The organism is Bacillus infantis, assembly GCF_050107595.1.
GTDB classification, from domain to species: Bacteria; Bacillota; Bacilli; order Bacillales; family Cytobacillaceae; genus Bacillus_AB; species Bacillus_AB infantis_C.
Map to the genome: position 1 here is coordinate 19,443 of NZ_JBNILH010000016.1, position 24,222 is coordinate 43,664.

General features: G+C 45.5%; 25 protein-coding genes and 1 riboswitch. Of the genes, 8 read left to right on the top strand and 17 right to left on the bottom strand.

The features are described from left to right. Positions 1 to 6 precede the first annotated feature (6 nt). From ACQCVH_RS23665 to ribD, 3 genes are all read right to left on the bottom strand, one after another. Positions 7 to 1,200 (bottom strand): bifunctional 3,4-dihydroxy-2-butanone-4-phosphate synthase/GTP cyclohydrolase II, encoded by a 1,194-nt coding sequence (locus tag ACQCVH_RS23665; protein ID WP_426838061.1) that lies wholly within the window; start codon positions 1,198 to 1,200, stop codon positions 7 to 9. A gap of 96 nt (positions 1,201 to 1,296) precedes the next feature. Next, a complete protein-coding gene (gene ribE / locus ACQCVH_RS23670; RefSeq protein WP_426838063.1) occupies positions 1,297 to 1,947 on the bottom strand; it encodes a riboflavin synthase in 651 nt (216 codons plus the stop codon). Further along, the gene (ribD, locus tag ACQCVH_RS23675) at positions 1,928 to 3,043 is read right to left on the bottom strand and encodes a bifunctional diaminohydroxyphosphoribosylaminopyrimidine deaminase/5-amino-6-(5-phosphoribosylamino)uracil reductase RibD (protein ID WP_426838064.1); all 1,116 of its coding nucleotides are present in this window, start codon (positions 3,041 to 3,043) and stop codon (positions 1,928 to 1,930) included. The genes ribE and ribD overlap by 20 nt, the downstream gene beginning before the upstream one ends. 139 nt (positions 3,044 to 3,182) lie before the next feature. Continuing rightward, positions 3,183 to 3,329: riboswitch (FMN riboswitch) on the bottom strand. Positions 3,330 to 3,490: 161 nt separating this feature from the next. Between ribD and ACQCVH_RS23680 the strand changes: the two genes are divergently transcribed. Continuing rightward, complete coding sequence (locus ACQCVH_RS23680; RefSeq protein WP_426838066.1) at positions 3,491 to 4,327, top strand: EcsC family protein; 837 nt, start codon at positions 3,491 to 3,493, stop codon at positions 4,325 to 4,327. 3 nt (positions 4,328 to 4,330) lie between these two features. Here the strand turns inward: ACQCVH_RS23680 and ACQCVH_RS23685 are convergent, their stop codons facing one another. The 5 genes from ACQCVH_RS23685 to ACQCVH_RS23705 form a co-directional block, all read right to left on the bottom strand. Beyond that, positions 4,331 to 4,906 (bottom strand): TlpA disulfide reductase family protein, encoded by a 576-nt coding sequence (locus ACQCVH_RS23685; protein ID WP_426838067.1) that lies wholly within the window; start codon positions 4,904 to 4,906, stop codon positions 4,331 to 4,333. A gap of 173 nt (positions 4,907 to 5,079) precedes the next feature. Next, positions 5,080 to 5,406, bottom strand: coding sequence for a four-helix bundle copper-binding protein (locus tag ACQCVH_RS23690; protein WP_426838069.1), 327 nt, complete (start codon positions 5,404 to 5,406; stop codon positions 5,080 to 5,082). A gap of 83 nt (positions 5,407 to 5,489) precedes the next feature. After that, positions 5,490 to 6,269: a hypothetical protein gene (locus ACQCVH_RS23695; RefSeq protein WP_426838070.1), complete on the bottom strand. Its 780-nt coding sequence runs from the start codon at positions 6,267 to 6,269 to the stop codon at positions 5,490 to 5,492. Positions 6,270 to 7,203: 934 nt separating this feature from the next. Next, positions 7,204 to 8,055: a patatin-like phospholipase family protein gene (locus ACQCVH_RS23700; protein WP_426838071.1), complete on the bottom strand. Its 852-nt coding sequence runs from the start codon at positions 8,053 to 8,055 to the stop codon at positions 7,204 to 7,206. Between the two features lie 147 nt (positions 8,056 to 8,202). Then, positions 8,203 to 8,502 (bottom strand): DUF4870 domain-containing protein, encoded by a 300-nt coding sequence (locus ACQCVH_RS23705; RefSeq protein WP_426838133.1) that lies wholly within the window; start codon positions 8,500 to 8,502, stop codon positions 8,203 to 8,205. A gap of 268 nt (positions 8,503 to 8,770) precedes the next feature. On the opposite strand from ACQCVH_RS23705, the gene ACQCVH_RS23710 reads away from it, so the two are divergent. From ACQCVH_RS23710 to ACQCVH_RS23725, 4 genes are all read left to right on the top strand, one after another. Then, on the top strand, positions 8,771 to 9,553 hold the full coding sequence (locus ACQCVH_RS23710) for an undecaprenyl-diphosphate phosphatase (RefSeq protein WP_426838073.1): 783 nt from the start codon (positions 8,771 to 8,773) through the stop codon (positions 9,551 to 9,553). Between the two features lie 24 nt (positions 9,554 to 9,577). Further along, positions 9,578 to 10,156, top strand: coding sequence for an undecaprenyl phosphate transporter UptA (uptA, locus tag ACQCVH_RS23715; protein WP_426838135.1), 579 nt, complete (start codon positions 9,578 to 9,580; stop codon positions 10,154 to 10,156). Positions 10,157 to 10,178: 22 nt separating this feature from the next. Continuing rightward, positions 10,179 to 11,300 (top strand): amidohydrolase, encoded by a 1,122-nt coding sequence (locus ACQCVH_RS23720; protein ID WP_426838075.1) that lies wholly within the window; start codon positions 10,179 to 10,181, stop codon positions 11,298 to 11,300. 326 nt (positions 11,301 to 11,626) lie between these two features. Further along, complete coding sequence (locus tag ACQCVH_RS23725; protein WP_426838076.1) at positions 11,627 to 12,190, top strand: GNAT family N-acetyltransferase; 564 nt, start codon at positions 11,627 to 11,629, stop codon at positions 12,188 to 12,190. Positions 12,191 to 12,249: 59 nt separating this feature from the next. On the opposite strand, the gene ACQCVH_RS23730 is transcribed toward ACQCVH_RS23725, so the two are convergent. Together ACQCVH_RS23730 and ACQCVH_RS23735 are read right to left on the bottom strand one after the other, a co-directional pair. Then, positions 12,250 to 13,038: a hypothetical protein gene (locus ACQCVH_RS23730; protein ID WP_426838077.1), complete on the bottom strand. Its 789-nt coding sequence runs from the start codon at positions 13,036 to 13,038 to the stop codon at positions 12,250 to 12,252. A 177-nt stretch (positions 13,039 to 13,215) separates the two neighbouring features. Then, the gene (locus ACQCVH_RS23735) at positions 13,216 to 13,371 is read right to left on the bottom strand and encodes a YflJ family protein (RefSeq protein WP_426838078.1); all 156 of its coding nucleotides are present in this window, start codon (positions 13,369 to 13,371) and stop codon (positions 13,216 to 13,218) included. Between the two features lie 917 nt (positions 13,372 to 14,288). Between ACQCVH_RS23735 and ACQCVH_RS23740 the strand changes: the two genes are divergently transcribed. Further along, the gene (locus ACQCVH_RS23740; RefSeq protein ID WP_426838079.1) at positions 14,289 to 15,398 is read left to right on the top strand and encodes a mechanosensitive ion channel family protein; all 1,110 of its coding nucleotides are present in this window, start codon (positions 14,289 to 14,291) and stop codon (positions 15,396 to 15,398) included. 108 nt (positions 15,399 to 15,506) lie between these two features. Here the strand turns inward: ACQCVH_RS23740 and ACQCVH_RS23745 are convergent, their stop codons facing one another. Both ACQCVH_RS23745 and ACQCVH_RS23750 read right to left on the bottom strand, forming a co-directional pair. After that, positions 15,507 to 17,000 carry an HD-GYP domain-containing protein gene (locus ACQCVH_RS23745; protein WP_426838081.1) on the bottom strand — a complete coding sequence of 498 codons (1,494 nt, stop codon included), beginning with the start codon at positions 16,998 to 17,000 and terminating at the stop codon, positions 15,507 to 15,509. Positions 17,001 to 17,170: 170 nt separating this feature from the next. Beyond that, positions 17,171 to 17,950 carry an SDR family oxidoreductase gene (locus tag ACQCVH_RS23750; protein ID WP_426838136.1) on the bottom strand — a complete coding sequence of 260 codons (780 nt, stop codon included), beginning with the start codon at positions 17,948 to 17,950 and terminating at the stop codon, positions 17,171 to 17,173. Positions 17,951 to 18,182: 232 nt separating this feature from the next. Here ACQCVH_RS23750 and ACQCVH_RS23755 point away from each other — a divergent pair, with 232 nt between their 5' ends. Together ACQCVH_RS23755 and ACQCVH_RS23760 are read left to right on the top strand one after the other, a co-directional pair. Further along, the gene (locus ACQCVH_RS23755; RefSeq protein ID WP_426838082.1) at positions 18,183 to 18,671 is read left to right on the top strand and encodes an Hsp20/alpha crystallin family protein; all 489 of its coding nucleotides are present in this window, start codon (positions 18,183 to 18,185) and stop codon (positions 18,669 to 18,671) included. A gap of 53 nt (positions 18,672 to 18,724) precedes the next feature. Then, positions 18,725 to 19,192, top strand: a complete 468-nt coding sequence (locus tag ACQCVH_RS23760) for an Hsp20/alpha crystallin family protein (protein WP_426838084.1) — start codon at positions 18,725 to 18,727, stop codon at positions 19,190 to 19,192. An 18-nt stretch (positions 19,193 to 19,210) separates the two neighbouring features. Here the strand turns inward: ACQCVH_RS23760 and ACQCVH_RS23765 are convergent, their stop codons facing one another. The 5 genes from ACQCVH_RS23765 to ACQCVH_RS23785 form a co-directional block, all read right to left on the bottom strand. Beyond that, entirely contained in the window at positions 19,211 to 19,708 is a 498-nt protein-coding gene (locus tag ACQCVH_RS23765; RefSeq protein ID WP_426838088.1) for a GNAT family N-acetyltransferase, read from the bottom strand. 217 nt (positions 19,709 to 19,925) lie between these two features. After that, positions 19,926 to 20,660, bottom strand: a complete 735-nt coding sequence (locus ACQCVH_RS23770; RefSeq protein ID WP_426838089.1) for a CAP domain-containing protein — start codon at positions 20,658 to 20,660, stop codon at positions 19,926 to 19,928. Positions 20,661 to 21,061: 401 nt separating this feature from the next. Beyond that, on the bottom strand, positions 21,062 to 22,453 hold the full coding sequence (locus tag ACQCVH_RS23775) for a sensor histidine kinase (RefSeq protein WP_426838090.1): 1,392 nt from the start codon (positions 22,451 to 22,453) through the stop codon (positions 21,062 to 21,064). Continuing rightward, positions 22,450 to 23,133: a response regulator transcription factor gene (locus tag ACQCVH_RS23780; RefSeq protein ID WP_426838091.1), complete on the bottom strand. Its 684-nt coding sequence runs from the start codon at positions 23,131 to 23,133 to the stop codon at positions 22,450 to 22,452. The genes ACQCVH_RS23775 and ACQCVH_RS23780 overlap by 4 nt, the downstream gene beginning before the upstream one ends. Further along, positions 23,130 to 24,116: a YncE family protein gene (locus tag ACQCVH_RS23785; RefSeq protein WP_426838093.1), complete on the bottom strand. Its 987-nt coding sequence runs from the start codon at positions 24,114 to 24,116 to the stop codon at positions 23,130 to 23,132. The genes ACQCVH_RS23780 and ACQCVH_RS23785 overlap by 4 nt, the downstream gene beginning before the upstream one ends. Between the last annotated feature and the right edge of the window lie 106 nt (positions 24,117 to 24,222).

Consider the following 24,222-nt stretch of genomic DNA (forward strand, 5'->3'; position numbering starts at 1 on the left):
CCTCCATTAAAATGTCAGCAAATGACCTAATTTTGTTTTTTTGGTTTTCATATAGTTTTCATTATCTTTTTTAGACGGAAGCTGAAGCTGTACCCTTTCTGATACTTCCAGCCCATACCCTTCAAGGCCGGCGATTTTTCTGGGGTTATTCGTCAGGAGGCGCATCTTCCTTACGCCCAGGTCCCGGAGTATCTGTGCACCTATCCCGTAATCACGGAGATCATCCTTGAATCCGAGCATATGATTGGCCTCTACTGTGTCATAGCCTTCCTCCTGCAGCTTGTAAGCCTTCAATTTATTGATAAGGCCGATCCCCCTTCCCTCCTGGCGCATATACAGGAGGATACCTGATCCGGCTTCTTCTATCTGCTTGAGGGCTGCTTCAAGCTGAGGGCCGCAGTCACAGCGGTGCGAACCAAATACATCCCCTGTCAGGCATTCTGAATGCACCCTCAGAAGCACAGGCTCCTCTTCTGAAATTTCTCCCTTTACAAGGGCGATATGCTCCTTGCCATCCAGTTTATTTGTATAGCCGACCGCTTTGAATTGTCCATATTCAGTAGGAAGCGATATCTCCGCCTCTCTTTTAACGAGAGAATCGTGTTCAAGCCGGTACTCTATCAGGTCTTTGATAGTAATCATCTTTAGATTGAATTTCTCGGCCATTTCTTTCAGGTCATCCACTAATGCCATGGACCCATCGTCTTTCATGATTTCACAGATGACTCCTGCAGGCTTTGCCCCGGCCAGCCGAGCCAGATCAACTGCCGCCTCTGTATGGCCGGCCCTTCTGAGGACACCGCCTTCTTTGGAAATTAAAGGAAAGATATGTCCTGGGCGGGCAAAATCTTCGGGTAATGAATTTTCATCGAGAAGTTTTTCGATGGTCTGTGCCCTTTCAAATGCGCTGATGCCTGTCTTTGTCTCCTTAAAATCTACACTGACTGTGAAAGCTGTACCATGGCTGTCTGTATTAACATCAACCATAGGATGGAGGCCTAGCCTTACTGCAAGCTCTTCTGTAACAGGCATGCAAATCAGACCCCTTCCCTCCTTTGCCATGAAGTTAATGGTTTCCGGCCCGGCAAATTCAGCAAGAGCTACCAGATCGCCTTCGTTTTCCCTATCCTCATCATCACTTACAATAACAGGCCGGCCTTTCTTAAGTTCTGCTATAGCGTCTTCGATTGTATTGAACATGGTTACAGCTCTCCTTTGGTTAAGGGAAGGTATTTCCCTATTCATTCCTGGCGAAAGACATGCCTTCTTTTATTGCTAAAGCTTAGTCTTACGCTGTCACAAAAAGCCGTTTTCTCTGAGAAGTGCCTCCGAGACAGTTTTCTTTTCCGGCTTGGAGGCAGCCTTATTCATAAAGCTGTAAATATATTTTCCAAGCATATCAAACTCAAGGTTCACAGTTTCCCCTGCTTCCTTCCCTCCAAGTATGGTATGGCCAGCGGTATGGGGAATAAGGGAGACTGTCAGGGAAGAAGCCCCCGCTTCAAAAATTGTCAGCGAAACACCATCTACAGCAATGGAACCTTTCCCCACTGCCAAATGGGACCATTCCTCAGGCACTTCAATTTCATAATAGATGGCATTTTCTTCATGCCTTTTTCTAAGAATGCTGCCTCTGGCATCTATATGCCCTGATACAAGGTGCCCCCCAAAGCGGCCGCCGGCTTTCATGGCTCTCTCAAGGTTTACGGGACTATTGCGCTTCAGTTCGGCAAGGCTGGTAGAATGGTATGTTTCCGGCATAACATCAGCGCTGAATTTTCTCGCGGTAAAATCAGTGACTGTCAGGCAAACGCCATTTACGGCAATGCTGTCGCCTATTCCCACATCTTCAAGTATCAGGCCGGCCGATATGCTGAGCTTTAAAGTTTTCCCCTGGTGGACAATCTGTTCAACCCTGCCGACTTCCTCAATTAATCCTGTGAACATGTTGGCCCTCCTCTGGCTGCGGCACTGCAGTAATTTTAAGGTCCGGACCGATGCGTTCGGCTGATTTAAATGCCAAGGGAACGGCTTGATCCATTGAAGAGATCCCTTCTCCCCCTACAAACGGGACTGCTTTTCTTCCCCCTATGATTTTTGGGGCTGCATAGAGAATGATCTGCTGAAATAGCCCTCCCTTAATGAAAGAAGCATGGATTTCAGAACCGCCTTCAACAAAGACGGAAAGAACCTGCCTTTTTGCCAATTCTTCGAGCACCTGGCCTGCTGACACCTCTTCCTCAGAAAGATGTACAAGCTCCGTGCCCAGAGCTTTAATTTTCTCAGCCTTGCTTTTGTCATAACTGCTGCCGGTAAAAATGATGACCGGAGCTTTTTGATCATGCAGGATAGATGCATCATCAGGGATCCTTAATGTGGAATCCAGTATTACTCTTATAGGGTTTTTTCCGCCTCGGGGCAGTCTGGCGGTAAGCTGGGGGTTGTCATGGATGACTGTGTTCACGCCCGTCAATATTGCGTCATGTTCATGTCTTAGCCGGTGAACATCTTCCCTGGATTCTGGAGAGGTAATCCATTGGCTGTCACCAGTTTTCGCTGCTGTTTTGCCGTCGAATGATGCGGCGGCCTTTATCGTTACATATGGTCTGCTGGTCCTCATGAAATGAAAGAATGCGCTATTTATTTCCTCCGCTTCTTCCCGCCTGATCCCAACAGCAACTTCTATCCCTGCTGCTTGGAGCTTAGCGATCCCGCGGCCGGCGACAACCGGGTTAGGATCTATTGAGGCAATGACCACCCTCTTGATCCCCGACTCGATGATCAGGTCTGCACAGGGGGGAGTCTTTCCATGGTGGCTGCAAGGTTCGAGTGTTACGTAAATCTCTGCTCCCCTGGCAAGTGCGTCCGCCATCCGGATGGCATGGACTTCAGCATGCGGGGTGCCAGCTTTTAAATGCGCCCCCATCCCTGCAATTTGACCATCTTTTACCACAACGGCGCCGACACATGGATTGGGACTGGTCTGCCCGATTGTTTTCCTGGCCAGGGACAGGGCCAGATCCATATAATCTTCATCTGTCATATGTACACCCTCTTTTCCTATCGTTCAATTTTTTCTCTCCAGAAAAAACAGCAGGCCCCGTATAGAATCAGTACGGGGCCAAATTAGACATAACGAAATAAGCGTTCGAAACACAATGTTAAAAACGCGGTTCATACATCCATTCCTTCTCCCATCCAGACTATAACTGTCGGCTTTGGAATTTCACCAAATCCACCGTCTTCACTAAGCGTGAAGGCGGGTCACGGACTAAGAGGCATGCCTCATCACCGCCGGTTGGGACTTTCACCCGACCCCGAAGGAATATTATTAATATAATATTAAAGGCATCTTATCACGAATAATCTCTTTCGACAATTCAGAGAGCTTAAGAGCCGCAAATTTCATTTAAAATAGTGCTTTGGCACCTGAAACCTTTGGATAGATACAACCGTATTATACATATTATAAGCAGAAAGGAATATAACAATGCAGGAGACCAAACAACAGCTGCAGTCTGAGCTGCAGAAATGCCAGGAATGGGAAGAAGATCAAAGCGGCCTATGGTTTTGGGAAAAAATCGGCAGGCTTCCGTTTAAAGTACTGGACAAGCTGACCCCAGCCATCATTCAGAAAAAGATGGGTGTTATGCTTGATGAGCTCGGCAGCTATATACAGACGGGCGGCAGCTATTTAAGCACCTCTAATTCCATTATATCTTATTATCCGGGACGGAATGTAAATACTCTTGAGGATACTGCTGTACTTTCTATCAAGGAGATGGACGGAGCAGCTGAGAAGCTGACAGGTTCCAGGAAGAAGCTTGCAGCCATTCAGGGGGCAGGGACAGGGTTTGGAGGATTGTTTACTTTAAGCCTTGATATTCCAGTTCTTCTTGGGATGCAGCTGAAGACCCTTCAGGATATTGCCATCTGCTACGGCTATGATCCGAAAAGCAAGAAAGAGCGCCTGTTCATCGTCAAGGCGCTGCAATTTGTATCTGCTGACATCGTTGGCAAGCAGGCGATTCTCAGGCAGCTGTCCGACATCGATTCGCCGGAAGAGGATGTTCAGCGGGAAATCGCATCAGAGATCCAGGGATGGCGTGAAGTTGTCTTTGCTTATCGTGATCAGTTTGGCTGGAAGAAGCTTTTTCAGATGGTGCCGATTGCAGGGCTTGTCTTCGGGGCATTCATCAACCGTTCAGCAGTCGGGGATATCGGGGAAGCCGGCATGATGCTTTACAGAAAAAGGAAGATCAAGGAGCGGCTGCAGGCAGCAGCACCTGATATTTTGCCGACAGATACAGAAGAAAGGCTTCCATGAACATCATGGAAGCCTTTTGCTTTCTTTTTCTATAAAATCCTTATCTACGGCGCCCATAACCCTGCTTCTGATAATTCCGTCAGAATCTATAAAAAAGCTGGTTGGATAAGCCATAATCTCATACTCTCCCATGACCTGCCCCTTTACATCAAGCGGAATGGGAAAGGTAAGGCCGTTGTCCTTTACAAAGTCCATTTCATCGCCTTTGTTCTTTTCGATAAACGTCATGTTGACAGCCAATATTTCAAAATCCCCGATTGCTTTTTCTTCGTAAAGCTTCTGCATATCAGGCATTTCGGCCTTGCAGGGCGGGCACCAGCTTGCCCAAAAATTAAGAAAAACCCTCTTGCCTTTATAATCACTGAGGCTCACTGTTTTTCCCTCTATATCAGTCAGAGTGAAGTCCGGTGCTTTATTGCCCGGTTCAATCCCCACCGCTATTTCCTCCGGATTCTCCAGCCTTTCATATTTTTCAGCCGGCATCACCTTGTTTACGACCCCTTTATCCTTTAAGACCGTCTTATCAATAACGAATAAAGCCAGCAAAATGATCCCTGTAACAAGAAGAAACTTTTTCATTGCACACCTCGGGCTATTATTAGCATTTTTATATGTCCTTAGCAGGCCTAGCTGCATAGGCTGAATATTCGTGCTAGAACACCATTTTAATATGCTATGAGATCTAAGTAAACAGCCGGCAATAAAAAAACCGGCACGTCGGCCGGTTTGTGTTCGCCTATTTCAGTGTTCTCTCAAGCAGCCAGCTTTCTGCATTCTTCTGCACAAATATAGCATTTTTCTGCACAGTTCATGCAATGAGCTTGTTCAAACTGCTTGCATTCTTCTGCACATTGATCGACTATCCTTGAACAGAGCAGAGTAATTTTTTTTATAAAATCGCTTCCTGACTCAAGCGCCTTGATTGTCAGTGCACAAATATCGGCACTTTCTCTGTACAGCCTGATAGCGTCAGACTTCTTCCCGGCATCTGCTTCTTCCAGGGTTTTCCCAAATGATACCTCACAGGCTTCCAGGCAATCAAGACATGCCTTTATGCAATTTTCATAGCTGTTATCCATCACATTATCCTCCGCTCTTTAGCAGTATACGATCTTAGTGATAGATTCCCTTATATAAGCAGCTCAAACCTGGCTGCTTTCAATCAGCCTCCGTCATTAAATAGCTTGGCGATTGCTGCCAATGCCAAAATCCTCTCCTTAGGTCCAGCATTGCTGTTAAAGGCTATAACCTCCATATTGGGATTTTGAAAAGTTTCAGCCCAGCTTACAGGCATCAGGCCCTTTTGGTAGCTCATTAACTCTTTCCCGCCATCCCATTCAATCTTGCAATCCAGGAAAAATCTTTCCCTCCGGACAGAAAGCGTCTTCTGGTTGAATTGTATGACAGCTGTTCCTCCTGGTTTATGAATGAATTGCATCGTCCCGACATAACGGCGGTCAGCCCTGAAAATATCCACTTTGTTTTTCCTGGACAAAAAAAGGATCATCAGAACGCCTGATCGATTATATAATCCGTATTCCCGCTGAAAGGACCTGGTAAGAAAAGATGGGCACAGTTTCCTGAATAAGGTTACGTCCGAATCTCTCAGCTCTCCCGCCAGCTGGCCGTCAGGTGTGAATAACAGCATTCCTAAAGAAGATGAAGGAAGATGGGAAACCAGCAGGTGATTTTCTCCCAATAGATTTCCCTGAGTTTGGCAGCTGCCCGGCCTGTCCACCGCTTTTGACCTTGATTGATGGACCACACTCATCTGATAGCACCCAAAGCTGTACAAAAGAAAAGGCACAGCTGCCAACACCAGCTCCCTGCCCGGCAGCATAGCCAGGCAAGCCGGAAGGATAAAAATCAGAGGCACAAGCGCTGCCAGGCTGCTATTAAGAGATATATCTGCTAATCGGCTGTAATGCTTTTGAATATTCATCAGCAAGTCTCCCGTGAAGAATTTGTTTGCGGTTCTGCTTTAAATTTATGCTGCTCTTTAATTCTATTAAATGCGGCGGGAAATCATGCTAGGGAATGGGTGGGGATATAAGGGTCTGTGGGGTCTGCAAGCCAGGGATACGCACTAGGACCACTATTTTGAGAAACAATAAAAATAGTAGTTCATGCAAATCTTTCTGGAACCGCTATTTTGCCGAATATCAATTATAGTGGTCACAGCAAACCTCTCTGGAACCACTATCTTGCCGAATATCAATTATAGTGGTCACAGCAATCCTCTCTGGAACCACTATCTTGCCAAATATCAATTATAGTGGTCACAGCAATCCGCTCTGGAACCGCTATTTTGCCGAATATCAATTATAGTGGTCACAGCAATCCGCTCTGGAACCACTATCTTTCCGAATATCAATTATAGTGGTCACAGCAATCCGCTCTGGAACCACTATCTTGCCGAATATCAATTATAGTGGTCACAGCAATCCGCTCTGGAACCACTATCTTGCCGATTATCAATTATAGTGGTCCCAGCAAACCTCTCTGGAACCACTATCTTTCCGAATATCAATTATAGTGGTCACAGCAATCCGCTCTGGAACCGCTATCTTGCCGAATATCAATTATAGTGGTCACAGCAAACCTCTCTGGAACCACTATCTTGCCGAATATCTTTTATATTAGTCCCAGCAATGAGCTCTGGAACCATTATTTTGCGGATAGTCATTAATAACGCTTCCAGCGAAACACCCTGAACCTTTATTTTAAAGAAAGATAGTTTAATAATATATTTGGCTTCTCCGGTTCCAATGCTGCAGGACGCTTACCCTCACAAGACAAAAACCCCTGCCCAAAGCGGGCAGGGATCTGCTATAAACTGGTCTACAACTGGTACAGGTGCCTGTCACCAAATAATGTCACCCAATAAAAGACTGAATCCGCCCAAATTGCCTCTTGGCATCCCTGTAGCCCTGATTGTACAGATGTTCAAGCTTGGCTGGATTCCTTTCCATCCTTCCCACTTCGAGCGGCTCTGATGGCTGGATGACAAGAGTCGTGCCGTTCTGTTCTTCTTCTGCCAGATAGCCCAGTGTCTGGTTGTACAGCCGGTAGCGGTTTTCCATGGCCTTTTGAAGGCCCGTATAACTTGGATATTTTCTTCTTACAAGGAAATGGAATTTTGAAGGCTTTTTCTGATAGCCTTTATTTCTTGTAAGAATGACAATATTTTTCCGGAAGCCGTCCTGCTGGGCTTTTTTCAGCGGAATCGGGTCACTGATTCCCCCATCCAGCAGCTTCCTGCTATTGTACTCTATCTCAGGCGCGATGAACGGCAGGGAACTTGAGGCTTTAAGGACCTGCAGAACATCCTGCCCATAGCCTGCCCTGTTGAAATACACTGGTTCTCCTGTATGGCAGTCGGTCGTGCCTATGACAAACTCAGACTGGCTGTCATGGAACTTGTCATAATCATAGGGGACAAGCTTGTTAGGGACCTCATCAAAAATGAAATCCATTCCAAAGAATTGCCGGTTCCTGAAATAATTGCGCCATGATATATAGCGGGGATCACTGACAAGATCCACATTAACAGTTTTATTCCGTCCCTTCTGGCCGGAAATATACGAAGCAGCATTGCAGGCTCCTGCTGAAACTCCTATTATGTAGGGAAAATACAGATCCTGCTCCATAAAGTATTCCAGCACGCCTGCCGTATAGACGCCCCTCATCCCGCCGCCTTCGAGCACCAGGCCGGTTTCATTGAGCATGTAAAGACTCCTCTCTCTTAATGCCTATTATTACTTGATAATGGATATATTCTAACAAAAAAAATCCGCATCTGTCACAGGCTCCGCCTGATGGCCGCATAAAAAAAGCTGCTGACCCCCTTGAAAGGAATCAGCAGCTTTGCTGTCTTATTTTATCAGACGGAAAACCAGCGGTATTCTGTATTCATTGCCTTCATAAGCTTTTACAGCGGCTACAATGGTAAATACAAAGGCCAGGGCTCCGACAATCCAAATCGTAATGAATCCAATAAGCACGATCATGAGTACGGTGCTAATGATCGTATATACCCCATAAGAGATAAGGAAATTAAAATACTCTTTTCCATGATGGTTCACCAGCTCAGAATCATCTTTCTTTAACAGCCAGATGACGAGAGGCCCCAGGAAGGTCGTAAACAGGCTGGAGATATAAATGAGCGAAGCCATCAGCCTTTCATCACTGCTAGAGTTTTTTTGGTATTCCACTAATAATTCCTCCAATATTAAAAATGATTTCTAATAACTATTACTACGCCCCACATCTAAAAAGGTTTCATTCTTCCGCTTAATAATATTCTTTGACCGCTTCTTTTCCTTTCCCTGTTCTTGTTTGGGACAACTTGAATACTTATTAGTGAGGGCATACATCACACAAATACATGTATATATAAGAGCCTTCATCAATACTTCAAAAAAGAATGTAAAGGGTGATAGGATGCTTTCTAAAATAGAAGCGCTTATTCTGGGGATGATCCAGGGCCTGACTGAATTTCTACCGATTTCGAGCACCGGGCATTTATATCTCGGCAGGCACCTGTTCGGGCTTGATGAGGCGGGCCTGTTCCTTGATACTATGCTGCATGTCGGCACCCTGCTGGCAGTCCTTGTCGTTTACAAAGATGAGCTCCTCCAAATCGTCAGAAAACCTTTCGGCCGGCTTTCTATGCTCCTTGCTGCCGGGACAGTGCCTGCCGTTATTGCAGGTCTCCTTCTCGGGGACCTTCTCGATTCATTGTCAAAATCCGGCGTTACCATCGGGTGGGAATTTTTGCTGACTGGCTTTATCCTCTGGACTGCCGATGGAATGAAAAAAGGCAGGAAAAAGATGGACGATATCAGCATGGGGGATGCCATTTTCATCGGCACATTCCAGGCAGCAGCCATCTTTCCTGCCCTCTCCCGCTCCGGATTAACGATTGCCGCAGGCCTTATCAGGAAGCTGGATAGAGAAACAGCTGCCTATTTTTCTTTTCTTCTCTCCATACCTGCGATAGCAGGGGGGATTGTGATGCAGGCAGGAGAAATGTATGCCGGCCATACCGAAGCCATCCCTTTAGGGAGCCTGCTGATCGCCACACTCTCATCAGCTCTGTTCGGCTATGCCGCTGTAGTCTGGATGATTTCATTCCTGAAAAGAAAATCACTTAAGATTTTTGCTGTCTATGTATGGGTTTTGGGCTTTGCTGTCCTCGCCCTTCAAATGACAGGGATTTTTTAAGGGAGGCATGTATCAGTGAAGGAAATGGTCATTCAGTTATTTGAGTTCCTTTCAAGCCTCGGCTATCTGGGCATAGCCCTTGGATTGATGGCAGAAGTGATTCCCAGTGAAATTGTCCTGAGCTATGGAGGTTACCTGGTTGCAAGCGGTAAGATTCATTTTGCCGGAGCTTTGCTTGCCGGGGTGGCAGGCGGCACCGCTGCCCAGCTTTTTCTATACTGGCTCGGTTATTTTGGGGGCAGACCGGTCCTCGAGAGATACGGGAAATATCTGCTGATAAAAGGCAGCCATCTGGATGCTGCCGAGAATTGGTTTAACCGCTACGGCACCGGCGTCATCTTCACTGCCAGGTTCATACCTGTCGTAAGGCATGCCATTTCCATACCGGCAGGAATAGCAAAGATGCCTCTCAGAACCTTTTTTCTGTACACTGTGGCAGCTATCATCCCCTGGACTGTGCTTTTTCTGCTGCTGGGAATGGAGCTTGGCTCTCACTGGAATGAGGCAAAGGATTATGCCAAACCATATTTGGCACCGATCATCGTCACCGCTGCTCTTCTGCTTGCCGGTTATATGGCTGTAAAAGCACGCAAAAAAGATTGATGCCAATGAAGGAGGCATAATCATGACTAGGATGCTGTTGAAAAATGCGCTTGTCTATCCGATTATTTCAGCACCCTTCAGGGGTGACGTCCTTGTTTCAGACGGAAAGATAGAGAGGGCCAGCCCTTCAATCAAGGGGGATTCCACTGCCAGGATCATTGACTGCAACGGCAGGCATCTGCTTCCAGGCTTTATCGATGTGCATACTCATATGGGGCTTTATGATGAAGGAACCGGGTGGGCTGGGAATGATGCCAATGAAACTATAGAACCCCTCAGTCCTCATATCAGGGCCATGGACGGAGTTTACCCGCTCGACCCTGCTTTTTCGGATGCTGTTCGGCATGGGATTACTGCAGTCCATATTATGCCCGGCAGCGCCAATGTCATCGGCGGAACCACTTCTGTCATTAAAACCGCCGGCAAAAATATTGAAAAGATGATGGTCCAGAAAACGGCTGGCCTCAAAATCGCATTCGGGGAAAACCCAAAGCGGATTCACAGCCACGGCAATAAAGAGTCGATTACCAGGATGGGCATCATGGGGATGCTCAGGGAGGCTTTTTATGCAGCCAAAAGTTCGGCATCACCGGAAGATCTCCGTACCGCCCCCCTTCTCCTCGCCCTTGAACGTTCCATCCCTGTCAGGATCCACGCACACAGGGCTGATGATATCATTTCTGCGGTAAGATTGGCAGATGAATTCAATCTTGATCTGAGGATTGAGCATTGCACTGAAGGCCACCTGGTTGCCGACGAGCTGTCGGGAAGGAATTTAAAAGTGTCCGTCGGCCCGACATTGACAAGAAGATCGAAGGTAGAATTGAAAAATAAAACATGGAGGACATACAGCGAGCTGACGAGATCCGGAATTGAAGTATCGATCACGACTGACCATCCTTATACACCGATTCAGTATTTGAATGTATGTGCTGCCATTGCCATGAGGGAAGGCCTTTCTGAACAGAAAGCACTTGAGGGAATCACGCTGATTCCGGCCAGGAACTTGAGGGTTGAAGACAGGCTCGGCTCAATTGAGCCGGGCAAGGATGCAGATCTGGGCCTTTGGAGCCTTCATCCCTTCCATTTTCTGTCCAAGCCGTCCTGGACAATGATTGACGGAGAATTCGTCTATTCTGAATGATGAATTTTGTCAAAATCCGCTGCTGAATTTTGCTGTAAATTTTTCAAGAAATATTAACAATTTACCTATTTCTTTTTTTATTTTTTTTTAGTATGATACCTTAAGTGGCAATGATTCTGATGAATTTCTGCCTTTGATTAAACACATAATGGAATGCAATAGATATAGGGAAGGCAAATGGTGCGCCACCATCCAATTCAAGGATGGTTCTAGTGGGTTCGATTCCCACCCCGAAATTTTTTAGCAACATTACAAAAAATTTCGAGGGTGGGACCAGGGCTCTATTTGGCATGGAGCAGGACTACCTCGGGCTGGAGGGAACATACATGCTCAAGAAACGCGATCTTCAGGATTGCCATGCTTTGTACGAATTAATGACGCACCCGGAAGTCTTCCCTTTTGTGCGCCAAAAAGCCTATTCCTATGATGAATTTTTATTTATGACCAAGCAGACGATTGAAGCAGAGGAACGCGGTGAGCTTATTTCCCGCACCATCCTCGATGAATGGGGTGCTCCGATCGGCACCATCAATCTGTTCGACATCCAGGATCAGGCCGGGTTCCTCGGCACCTGGCTCGGCAAGCCCTATCATGGGAAAGGCTATAATAAGACAGCCAAGGATGCTTTCTTTGATGAGCTTTTTTATGAAGCGGGGATCGAAACGATCTTTATGAGAATCAGAAATGTCAATATCCGATCTCAAAAAGCTGCAGAGAAGCTTCCATATATTGTTCAGGCCAATGAAACAAGGAAGCATATTTTTGAACAGCTGAACAAGCAGGAAATCATCTACAATCTGTATGAAATTCCAAAGGACTTATATACGCTTCACGTAATGCGGAGCGGAGTCCAGCCGGTACAGGATGTGTCCCAGCTGATGGAGGCATAAGAATAAAAGAAATTAACAAAGCCAGTCATTCCGGACTGGCTTTTTCCTTGTATAAAAAATTACCTTGCTTCCAGAAAAACCGCCTTCAAATACGCATGTTCAAGCCTCTCCACAGGCCATATTGAGGGAGGTACCCTTTTTTCCCGCATCTTCGCCAGTATTTTTGGGGGATATTCAAAACGGCCATCGGCATATTCGAAGGCTGTTTCAATTTGAATATGCACAGTCTCCTCTTGGCAGATTCTGTACTTCTGCCACCTTGCAGCCTGTTCAAGGAGTGAGTGAAACCGGTTCAGCTCATATTCCGGACCTTCAGGGTCGGATGCTGAGAAAGCCATACAGAGTCTCTTCCTTTTCATATCAGCCCTTTGCAGCTGCTGGCTTATTGCTTCAAAATCCCTGCTTGTAAAGCTTTTTAATGATTTAGGGAACATCATTAAGCAGATTTCATCCAATTCCCCTCCCCTCAGGCCTGATGGAGGAGACCAAATCATTTTAAGTTTATTGGGCGGGACGTCACTCTGGCCGCCCCAGATCTCTTCGTCGATGCCAGTGTATGTGAAGACATTGATATCCTGCTCGCATGCTGCAGCATAAAAGGCATCATAGTCGATTGCACTGCCGCATTTAAAAGAGAACAGTTTCCAAGGAGGTGCCAGCCAATTGGACTTGATAATCAGACTAGCCATTAAATAATATTCATGGAGGTGGACAGGAAAGTGCTGGAGCAGATAAATCTGCTGCCGGGCTGTGTTCCCCTTGCTTCCGGGTTTACCCGGAGAGTCAAGGCAGCTTTCCCCGACTTCCTTCCAAATCGTGGTCAGCTTGTTCGCAATAAGAGTTCTCACTATTCCCCGCCCCCTTTCTCTCATCATATGCTTTGCCGCTTTCCAACATGCCTTTAAGAAAAGCGCAGGCGTGCCGCTGCTATTGGCCTGCGGAGCAGGATCAGCTTCCGGAAAGGCCCCGCTGCAGCATTTGTCATAACAAAAGAGACTGCTTTTTTGTGCAGCCTCCCCCTTTGCTTATTTTCCCGGATTTTTCTTTAATTCATCGATATATAGTTTTCTGACAATATAGGTTTTGTATAATTCTATTTTTTTGCGGTCTATCGGATGCTTATTGATCCCCATTTCCTTAAGCTTTTGAATATACCAGCCTTTCGACCCCTGATATGCCACCCTTCATTCTCCTCTCCAATCGCTTGTCCGTATAATATATGCGGAAAGAAGCAGCAGAAGACCTTCAAGGAAAAATTCAGCGGCTCAGCTTTCATCTCTTATTCTTTAGCATTAAGCCTGCAAATTTAACATGCTGATGTTAGACTCGATCGCCCTCCGTGTATGCAGCACCCGAGACCATACCCGTAAAAACTGATTGACAACAGAAACTGGACAAGCCTTATATATCCAGACTATGAAAACTCGATACTTCCATTCCTGTACTTTCGCGTTTGATGTCCGCATAGGTATATATGGCAGACAGGCTTTTTCAATATTGGGTGAAGGGTCCCTCTTTTTCCCCTTTTCCAAGAGAGGTTTATTCAGCTAACAGGAATCAGGAAGTCTTATCCGTATTTGTGACCAGCAAGCCTTAAAATAAGGGGAGAATTTCCGGTTAAGCTGCTGAATTTGGCACGATTGGATGTAAATAAGAGGAAAATTTCCAGTTAAGCGGTGAGGAATTGCCCACTTTCCTGTTTTTTGAATCGATAGAAGGAATTTCTCCGTCTATTTGAGCTACTTTTAAGGTTTTTTCGAAATTAGGGGGAATTTCTCCGCTTATTTTTCAGTCCGTCACAGATTCCCTCATTCAAGTCCGTAGTCTGCTCTTTTATGGCTGGTTGGGGATTGCTCTTAAATAGAGTTTCTTGAATGCCCTCCCACAATAAGCTTATTGAACAAATGGGTGCTTTAATAGCAGCATTGGCCTCCAGAAAGAGTAAATAATCACCTCTTATAAGAATGGCATAATAGCAACAATCTATGCGAAAAGAGCCTTATTGAAAGTTACGCCTTTCAACCTATTAAGTTTTTCTGCAGTTAGTGGTAAAGTGTTTTAATGTTTATCACTGCTTAGTATGGCATCAAGGAGGAAAATGATGAATTACCTGTTAACCGATGATTTTTGGGCAAAGTTTGCCATTTCTGCCGGAATCCTGATTTTATTTTTGCTGCTCCGCAAAGTGTTTACAAGATACATCTTTAAGCTGATTATTGATTTCACAGATAAAAAAGGCATCACCACAGCTTCTTCTATCCTTAATTCTTTCCAAAAACCTGTCAGATGGCTATTTGTAGTAATCGGCCTTCAGCTTGCTTTGCAGTTTTTCCCATATGACCTGATCAGTGACACAGCAGAAAAAAAGCTGTTCCGGTCTGTTTTCATCGTGCTTGCAGCCTGGGGCCTTTTCAACTTAAGCAGCATGACAACAGTGCTGTTCCCTAAATTGATGAGCAGGCTCGATATTAATGTCGATAAGCTTGTTGTCCCCTTTATTTCTAAAATGGCCAAGACACTTGTTATTGTTCTTGGCGGAAGTATGATTGCGGAAGAATGGGGTTTTAATATTAATGGTTTCATTGCCGGATTGGGTCTTGGAGGCCTTGCTTTTGCCTTGGCTGCGAAAGAAACAGTTTCCAATCTGTTTGGGGGAATAGTGATTGTAACCGAAAAACCCTTCACAATAGGCGACTGGATTAAGACCCCCAGTGTCGAGGGAACAGTTGAGGACATAACCTTTAGAAGCACAAAGATACGCACTTTTGCCCAGGCTCTTGTGACCGTTCCCAACTCGACCCTGGCCAATGAGCCGATCATAAACTGGTCTAAAATGGGGAAAAGGCAGATTGCCTTTCATCTTGGAGTTACATATTCAACTTCAAGGGAAAAGCTGCAGACAATCGCAAGACGGATTGAGCTGATGCTGATTGAGCATGAGGAAATCCATAACGATACAATCATTGTGCGCTTTGACCGCTTCAATGACTCAAGCCTTGATCTTTACCTGTACTTTTTTACGAATGTGACCTCTTTTGCAGATTATCTTTCCATCAAAGAAGACGTTAATTTCAGGATCCTGCTCATTCTGGAAGAGGAAGGAGTCAGCATGGCTTTCCCGACACGGACTCTTGTGCTCCAATCAGAGGAGGCACAATCCGGAAGCGGGATTCTTCAGGAAGAGAAGGCATTGCTGCGTTCGTCATGATTCTTACCGGCGGGAAAAATGGCTCGCATCAATAAAGCCGCACCAATCTGGTGCGGCCTTTGTAGTGTTTGAAGGATATAAAGGGTTCGTCCATAGAGAACCTGAAAGTCAGGAGGCATCAGACTGCAGCTTTCTTCTGGCCAGCTCTATAAAAGCGTCTGCCACATGGGAATCCCACTGCGTGCCTTTTCCACTTTCAAGTATGGCCAAAGCTTTTTCCGGCAGCATTCCTTTGCGGTAAGGCCTGTCAGAAGTCATGGCATCATAAGAATCGGCTACGGCGATGATGCGGCCAAAATAGGGTATCTCTTTCCCCTGAAGTCCATCTGGATAGCCTTTTCCATCAATTCTTTCGTGATGGGAACGAATCCCGGGGAGCAATGAAGCCACTTCGCCTGCCGGCTGTACCTGCTTCAAAATGGTTTCACCGATAGCCGGATGGGCCTTTATGAACTGGAATTCCTCGTCAGTCAGCTTTCCTTCTTTTTGCAGGACTCCATCCGGAACCCCTATTTTCCCAATATCATGGAGAAGCGCAGACTGATAGAGCTGCTTCAGCTCCTCCTCATGAAGGCCAAGCCTCTTCCCTATGTCGCGGGATAAAGATGCCACCCTCATGGAATGGCCCGAAGTATATGGATCCCTCGCATCAAGGGCTGCCGACAGCACAGTCATGAAGCTTTCAAGCAGCTGCCGGTTCGTCTCTTCCCTTTGCTTCAGGGCCGCTATCATAATATTAAAGCCTGTGAATACTTCCGAGAATTCGTCCGTATACACATTATCCTTCAAGTAGGCAAAGTTCTGGTTTTCCGCCTCGGACATCAGCGTCTGAAGCCGTGAAATCGGCTCTTCTATATCCTCAGCCATATACTTCGCCGTCAGCATGGCATAGCAAACTGTTATGAAAATGACAACCGCTGCCCATTGCCAAAAAACGGCCGTTTCCATCCCCATTCCTTCAAGCTTGATCTGGGCAGCCACCATAAAAATCAGGACAGGAAGGACACCGATGGCGAGGACTGTCAATCGGAATTTCTTTTTGATCGGAATGGCAGATTGAGTTTCTTGAATGTGCCACCCGCCAGTACTGGCCGATTTTAAAAGGGCCAATACTGGTTTGATCGCGCGGAGTGTCAAGTAGAATTCTACCAGGGCATGCATGCTGGCTACAAGAAAAGCCGCAATGACGGCATATAGCACCATATAAAAGGAGAGCTTAAGCTCTCCGGCTGAGATCAGATAACTTGAAGCAGCTGCTGCCGGCACCGTCAGTCCAAGCAGGTGCGGCAGCATAATCCGCTTGACCGTAAGGAGAGGAAATTGCTTCAGCCTCAAGGTAGCTTTCCTGACAGATCCTTCATCCATTTCATTAGAATAAAAGACAGCACGGATGGGCCTGATATGCAGCCTGAAGAAGAAGCCCTCGGTAAAAAACATGATGACCATTGACCCGGCCAGAATGATCCATATAAGGGCCTTATCATATCCCCTGGCATCAATGGTAGTAAAGATAAAGGTTGCTCCGATTGCCAGCACTGCAATCAACGAGCCAAATATGTAATTGATTAGGAGTTTTTTAAGAAACCTATTATATATGTCCATCTTCCACAGCACCCTGCATCAAAATTTATAGTTATTTCCTACTATTTTATCACCCTTTCACCTTTAAAACTATACGTACCCGTTTCTGAACCAGAATTCTCTCAAACTTTCTTAAATATTTGCACAAGTGTGGCAGCAAAAGCACATTGCCTTTCAGCAATGTGCCCTCCTCAGCTATCACGCCTGTATGCTTTTCCCAGTATATCCTTTCCTCCCGTAACAGGAATAATACTCCCTGTTATAAAGGCGGAATTATCATCACTTAAGAACGAGATGACCCTTGCGATATCCTCTCCGGTGGCATCTCTTTCAGTTTCCGGCAAATCTCCGATCAATTCTCTCGCCTGAATGATTTCCTTCTCTTTCCATTCCCCTACGATATCGCCTGGACAGACCATATTGGCTGTTATCCCGTTCTCAGACTCTTCCAGTGCAAGAGTCCTTGTAAGGGATGCCGCCGCCGTTTTTGCTGCAGCAAAAGCTGATCTGTAAATCCACCCTGGCGCCGTTTCGACTCTGTCAAATCCAATGGTAATGACTCTTCCAAAGCCTTTTTCCCTCATCTTCGGCAGAAGGAGCTTTGTCAGCCAGAAGACTGCGTTTACATTCCCATTCATCAGATAGCTCCAATCTTCAAGGGAATAATCAGCCATTCTTTTTCGTTCATGTATGTATGGCCCGGCATTATGGACAAGGATATCGATTGAGCCGAAAGTTTCAAGTGCCTTCTCCGCAATGCGCCGGCAGTCTTCTGCAGAAGCGATGTCACCTTGGATTGCAATATTTTGCGTTCCATATTTTTCAGTCAATTCCACCGCGAGCTGTTCAGCTTTAGCCCGGCTGCTGCGGTAATTGATTGCTAGTGAAACTCCATTAGCCGCCAGTTCAATGGCTGTCCTTTTTCCAATGCCGGCCGCTCCGCCGGTTATTAACGCCGATTTTACATTCACCAAATTAGATTACCCCGCTATATTTTTTTCTGCTCTCTTAATCACTATACTATGAAGAACCCTTAAGATATGCAACTAAAAAGAGGCTGGCAGAAAATATAAGCCATTGGACTGGGTGCTGGTCTTTTGAATGCCTCAATGATCATTAACGGTTAGGCTGCTGCCTGCATATAATACTGCAGCATATACCGAACACGGGGCATATACGCCTCACCATGAAAGGATGTATCATATGTTTCCCTGGAACCTCTTCCCGTTTAACAAAGACATGAAAAAAACGATGCAGCAGCTCAAGCCTGATGAGATTGACAAATATGTTCAGAATATGATGGGGCAGCTTTTTCCCCAATCAATGCAGGGAATGGGAGGGCCGCAGAATATGATGCAGGGTTTCAGCCCATTTCAGCAGGGGAACCCTGCTCCCTCTCCTCCCGGCTCTTCTAAACTCGATACCTCTGTCTACGAAACACATGATTATGTATTTGTCAGAATCGGGATAAAGGATGAATCGTGGCTCAAACAGCTGAAGCTTTATCATACTTCAAACCAGATCATCCTGGAGCATATTCCTGAGTATGATGATAAGCATACAATTACTCTTCCTGCACTTGTAAAAAGGAAAGGCTCTTCTGCCAGCTTCAAAGACAGCATGCTGGAAGTCAGGATACCTAAAAATATTGATATGCAGTTTTCTGAGATTGAAGTAACTGAGATCCTTTAACATTTTCGTTTTGGCTCTGAGCTCACATTTTTCAATAAAGGAGGCAACAAGCTATGGAATTGGAACAGTTCAGGCATCTTCTGGAATGGAGCACCCAGGTCCAGAATGATCCGCTATTGGGGAGTCTGAACAAAAAAAATCCGGAGGGACAGATGATGTCATCCAGTCTCGGATCAGCATTCTTCGGCCAGCAGGGGTCAGTGCCCAGATGTGATGTCTACAAATCCGGAAGCACCGTCATTGTTGAGGCAGAACTTCCCGGCATTGAAAGGGAAGCCATCAAGGTTCAAATGGCTAAGGAAGAAATCATAATTAAAGGTAAATATCTGACTCTGCTCCCTAACCGGGAATATTTGATAAAAGAACGTCCAAGCCTGAAGTTTGAGAAAAAACTTTCCATTCCTTATCAGGTCATACGGCAAGAGATCAAAACCTCTTTTAAAGAGGGTCTTCTTGTAATTATCATCCCCATACATGAAGATGAGGAAGCTGTTGATATTCCTTTCCAGATGGATACTTGAATTCCAGGCATACTTCTTCTATAGAAGTTTGTCATAGCAAAAGAAAGGATGCTCCCTATCCATATAGATTTGACCGGCCTTTTTGTAGCCGTTTTTCTCAAATAGTTTTTGGGCCTTTTTGTTCAGTGAATATGTATCAGTTCTCATATAAGGCACATTCCGCTGAACAGCATGCTGTTCAGCAAAGGAAATAAGACGGCTGGCAATCCCGGCTCCTCTGATTTCAGGATCGACGACCAGGCGGTGGAACACATAGCATTCATCAGCTTCCTTTTGCCAGGAAGCTTGGCTATATTGCTCTGCCTGGACCTGATCGCAAGTAATAGCTCCGGCAGGTTCTCCATCCATAACTGCCGTAAACATCGTTCCGTTCTTGATATCATTAAGGAAATCAGTTTCTGCCGGATATTCATCTGTCCATTGATCATTATTTTCCTGCTTCATAATTTCTACTGTTTTCTTTACAATTTTCATTATTTTTCTTATATCTTTTGGTTCTGCTTTTCTGATGTCCATAGAAATCCCCTATCTTTATTCACTCTAGGTTGTATTGTATCCTTTTTCGGAAAAATCATGAAGGAAAAGCACCTGCTGCAAAGATGAGATGATTTATTTTTAACCTGATACGGACAGCCAGAATGGGTATAATGCTTATAAACAGTCATTCCGGCGATCGTCTCAAGGCAGGAAAAAAGGAGACAGCGGGTGCTGTCTCCTTTTTTTGATTACTATATTATTTTCCGATGAACTGTTGAGTCCAGTAGTTTCCTTCAGCCACATGTCCTACACCGATATGTGTGAAGCTGGCGTTCAGGATATTTTTACGGTGGCCTTCACTGTTCATCCAAGCTTTTACCACTTCTTCAGGTGAACGCTGGCCCATTGCAATGTTTTCACCGGCTGTCTTGTAAGAGATGCCGAATTTCTTCATCATATCAAACGGAGAACCGTATGTTGGGCTGTTGTGGTCAAAATAACCGTTTGTCTTCATGTCATTTGATTTTTCACGTGCAACCTTGCTGAGCTCTGTATCAAGCTTAAGGGCAGGTACACCATTTTTAGCGCGTTCCTGGTTAGTCAGTTCGAATACCTTTTGTTCAAACGCACTTACTTGTGATGCTGTAGGTGCAGCTTTAGGCTGTTCTGCTTGTGCAGGCTGTTTAGCCGGTGCAGGTGCAGGTGCTTCTTGCTTTGGCTGCTCAGCTTTAGCCGGTGCAGGAGTTTCCTGTTTTGGCTGTTCTGCTTTTGCCGGCTGCTTGTTTACCTGGACATTTTCCCAGCTGATATTGTATTGTTTCAGATATTTTTGAAGCAGGCTGTTAATCTGCTCGTTATTCAGGTTTCCAGAGTAATTTACTTTAACTTGCTGTGGAGTCGGGCAATTAGATGCTGCATCTGCTTTATTAAAGCCTGGTGATACAAGCAATGCTGCTGCCGCTGCTACTGAAAAGATTACTTTTTTATTCATGTATGAATCCTCCCTGATAATCGTAGTTTGTTTTTTGTTGCTCTCTTGCTTGCAGTAATATCATAGCATACGATTTTTGTAATATTTGAGGGAGGATTTTACATATTAGCAGTTTGGGAGTGCACCCATGTGATGCAGATTTTGACTTTGGGACTAATCTATTAAAAAAAGCTTATTGTATCAGGATATTAAGGTGAAACGGCTGGAATATTATTGAATGGATAATAATTGGTAAAGTGGAAGTGAACCTGTCTTTTTTCCAAACATATGATAAAGACGTCTTATTGACACATTTTCAGGAAGCATCCATTGTTTACGTTTATTACACTGCTATTACGAATGTGAAAGAAATTCGTATATCAGAAAAAGAAAAAACCCGGAAGTTTTCCGGGTTTTCCATATTAATCCTGAAGCACTGGCAGTTTTATGGTTACGATTGTGCCTTCTCCCAGTCTGCTCGCTATTGATAGGGTTCCATTATGCAGCTGAATGAGCCTTTCTGCAATGGCAAGGCCGAGTCCCGTGCCTCCGTCATCCCGGGTTCTGGCTTTATTGACCCGATAGAATCTCTGCTTGATACTTTTGAGATCTTCCGGAGGAATTCCGCCCCCTGTATCAATTATTGTAAGAACGCAGTCCCTATTGGAAGCTTTCAGAATAACTTCAATATAGCCTTTGTCTGTATATCGGATGCTATTATCCATAATATTCTGCACGATCTGCCCGATTCTTCCTTCATCACCCATTATAATGATGTCCGGATCAAGCTTTGTCCTCAGCTCTACTCTCTTTTCCTCCAAAGCCGGAGCGTACCGGACCAGGCTGTCTTCAATGACTTGTGCAAGGGGAAGAGGCATTCTGACCAGCTGGTACTCGTCGGTGTCCAGCCTTGATAAATCAAGAAGGTCTCCGACAAGCCTTTCCATCCGGGCCGCTTCCCTATTAATAAGATGAAGATATTTATCATCTTTTTCCGCGATTCCTTGCAGGATGGCATCGCTATAGCCCTTAATATAGCTGATGGGTGTCCTGAGTTCATGCGAAATATCAGCCAAAAATTCCTTCTTTCTTTCATCCTCCTTCTGGATGGAGGAAGACATCTGATTGAATGCCCTGGCCAGACGCCCAATTTCGTCTTCCGATCGAATTTGGACCCTGCTTGAATAATCTCCCGCAGACACTCTTTCTGCTGCATTTTTTATATCTGCAAGCGGATGAGTCAGCTTTCTGATCACTTTTGTCCCGAAGATGAAGGCGGCTCCGAGAAACAGCAAAGCAGCGGCAATCCACCAGTAGGCAAAATCCTTTGTGACTTCAGAGATGTTTTCCACTGGGATATATAGGTATAGAATTCCTTCAAGCCGGTTTTCGTCAAGCAAGGGGATGATAACTCCCATGATCTTTCGGCCAAACCGCTCTTCATACCCGGTTTTAAGAATATCATCCCCTTTTAAGAGCCGTTCTCTTTCTTCAGGGCCGATCAGCGTGTCATAATCAATCTCAAATGGGAGGCAGGCGCTCAGCTCCCTGGGATTGCTGACAGCAATGACTTCCGCATCCGATACCTGGTTATACCATTCCACTTTTTCTTTATACTGTTCGGTAATCGGGCCTGAACTATACTGCGAGGCCAGGCGGCCGCCCTCTTGCAGCAGATCTTCTTCAATATGTGAGACATAAAGGTTTTCATAGAATAAATAGGAAAGAAAATAAGAGTAAACGATGGTGATGACAATTGCGGCCATAATTGCCAGCCAGATTTTCCTTCCCAGGCTGCCTGAGAAGTATTTCATTCGCTCGGCACCTCAAACTTATACCCGATTCCCCAGACCGTCTTGATATAATCTCCTGCACCAAGCTTCATTCTTAGTGTTTTAATGTGGGTATCGACCGTCCTTAAGCTTCCCAGATAATCCATTCCCCAAATTTGCTCTAAAAGCTGTTCCCTGCTCAGAGCATGGGACTGGTGGCCGATAAAAAACATCAGGAGTTCATATTCTTTGAGTGTCAGCATAATATAGCTGCCTTCCACCTTCACACTCCGCGCCTTTTTGTCGATCGTTATTTTTCCGGCACCGGTTATATTTGAATCTGCACCGCTGCTGCTGCCGCTTCTCCTTAGGACCGCATGAATGCGGGCAGTCAATTCCCCAGGGCTGAAAGGCTTGACGATATAATCATCCCCCCCGATCTGCAGCCCTTTTACTTTATCCCACTCTTCCCCTTTTGCAGATAAAAAAATGACAGGTACTTCATATTGGGCCCGCACCCTCTCACACACTGAGAATCCATCTTCATCCGGCATCATGATATCCAAAAGGATGAGGTCAGGAAGGTTAGTTTGTATTTCTTCCAGCGTCTCTTTTCCTCCTGAAGCATAGCGGCAGCTGAAGCCGGCATTTTCCAGATACATCCCGATCAGGTGGCGCATATCTTCTTCATCATCAACAATCAATATTTCTATGTCACTCATTTTTCAACATCCCCCCGGAGTATAATCTGGAATGGCCCGTCTCCTGTTTTGATCGTTTTTTTGACCTGAAGCGGTCCGGGATCAATCAGATGGACATCATTGCTGTCATACCCCGCTATGATCAAATACTGTCCGAAAGGAAGCATTTCAAAAGGATTGGCCCCAACCTGGATGCTGCCTGCCTCTTTACCGCCGCCGTCCATCTTATAGAGTGTACTGGAGCCGTGGCTGAGGGCAAAAATAGATCCATTCAGCTCAGTAAAGCCTACCGGCATAGTTGGGGCAGAGATCGTTTTTGCCAGCCTGCCTGTATCCAGACTGTATATATGTATGTCTTTCTCGGCTTCTGCCCCTTCTCCATGGCCGCCTATCCAAAGTTCTCCCTCTTCCTCCCTGATCAGAGCCCCTGCTGCAGAAGGGTGGATCTTGAAGGATGAGATTTTTTTCCAGCCTTGATTTAAATCGATGACAGTCATCACTTCCTGCTTGAAGCTGGAGACAAATAGTCTCCCTTTTTCCTTTTCTTCGAGGATCGTCAAGGGATCGGCTTCAGTTTCGACTGCTCCTGTTTCGTTACCATTCAAATCATAGAATCTGACTTCATCTTTTTCCTGGTCTGCAAAAGCAATTTCCTTCCTGCATTCAAGGAGTCTGCCATTGACAATCCCGGTACCTGCGGACCATTCACCAATCTTAGTCCCTTTTTCCAGCGAATATAGATCAATGGTTTCCAGCTGTTTGCCGTATAATAACAAGGTATCTCCGTCAGAGAGGATCAGGCCGCCCGTATAAGGCTTCTGTAAATCCCATGTCGCCAGTTCACCCAATATATCCAAATCGATGAAGGTCAAAGACATATCTTTAATGTTGACGGTTGCCGCAACCCTTTTGTCCTCTGCAATTGGCGGATACTGTTCAGAACTGCAGGCTGCCAGCACCAGCAGCAGCCATGCATATACCAGCGTATGTGCAATTGCCCTCATGAGTGTTCCCCTTTTCTGCTATGTATAGGAAGATTATATCCTTGTACTGTGAAATATTTGTGAAAAGTTATTGATCATCTATATAGATCACTCTCCATTACAGGGC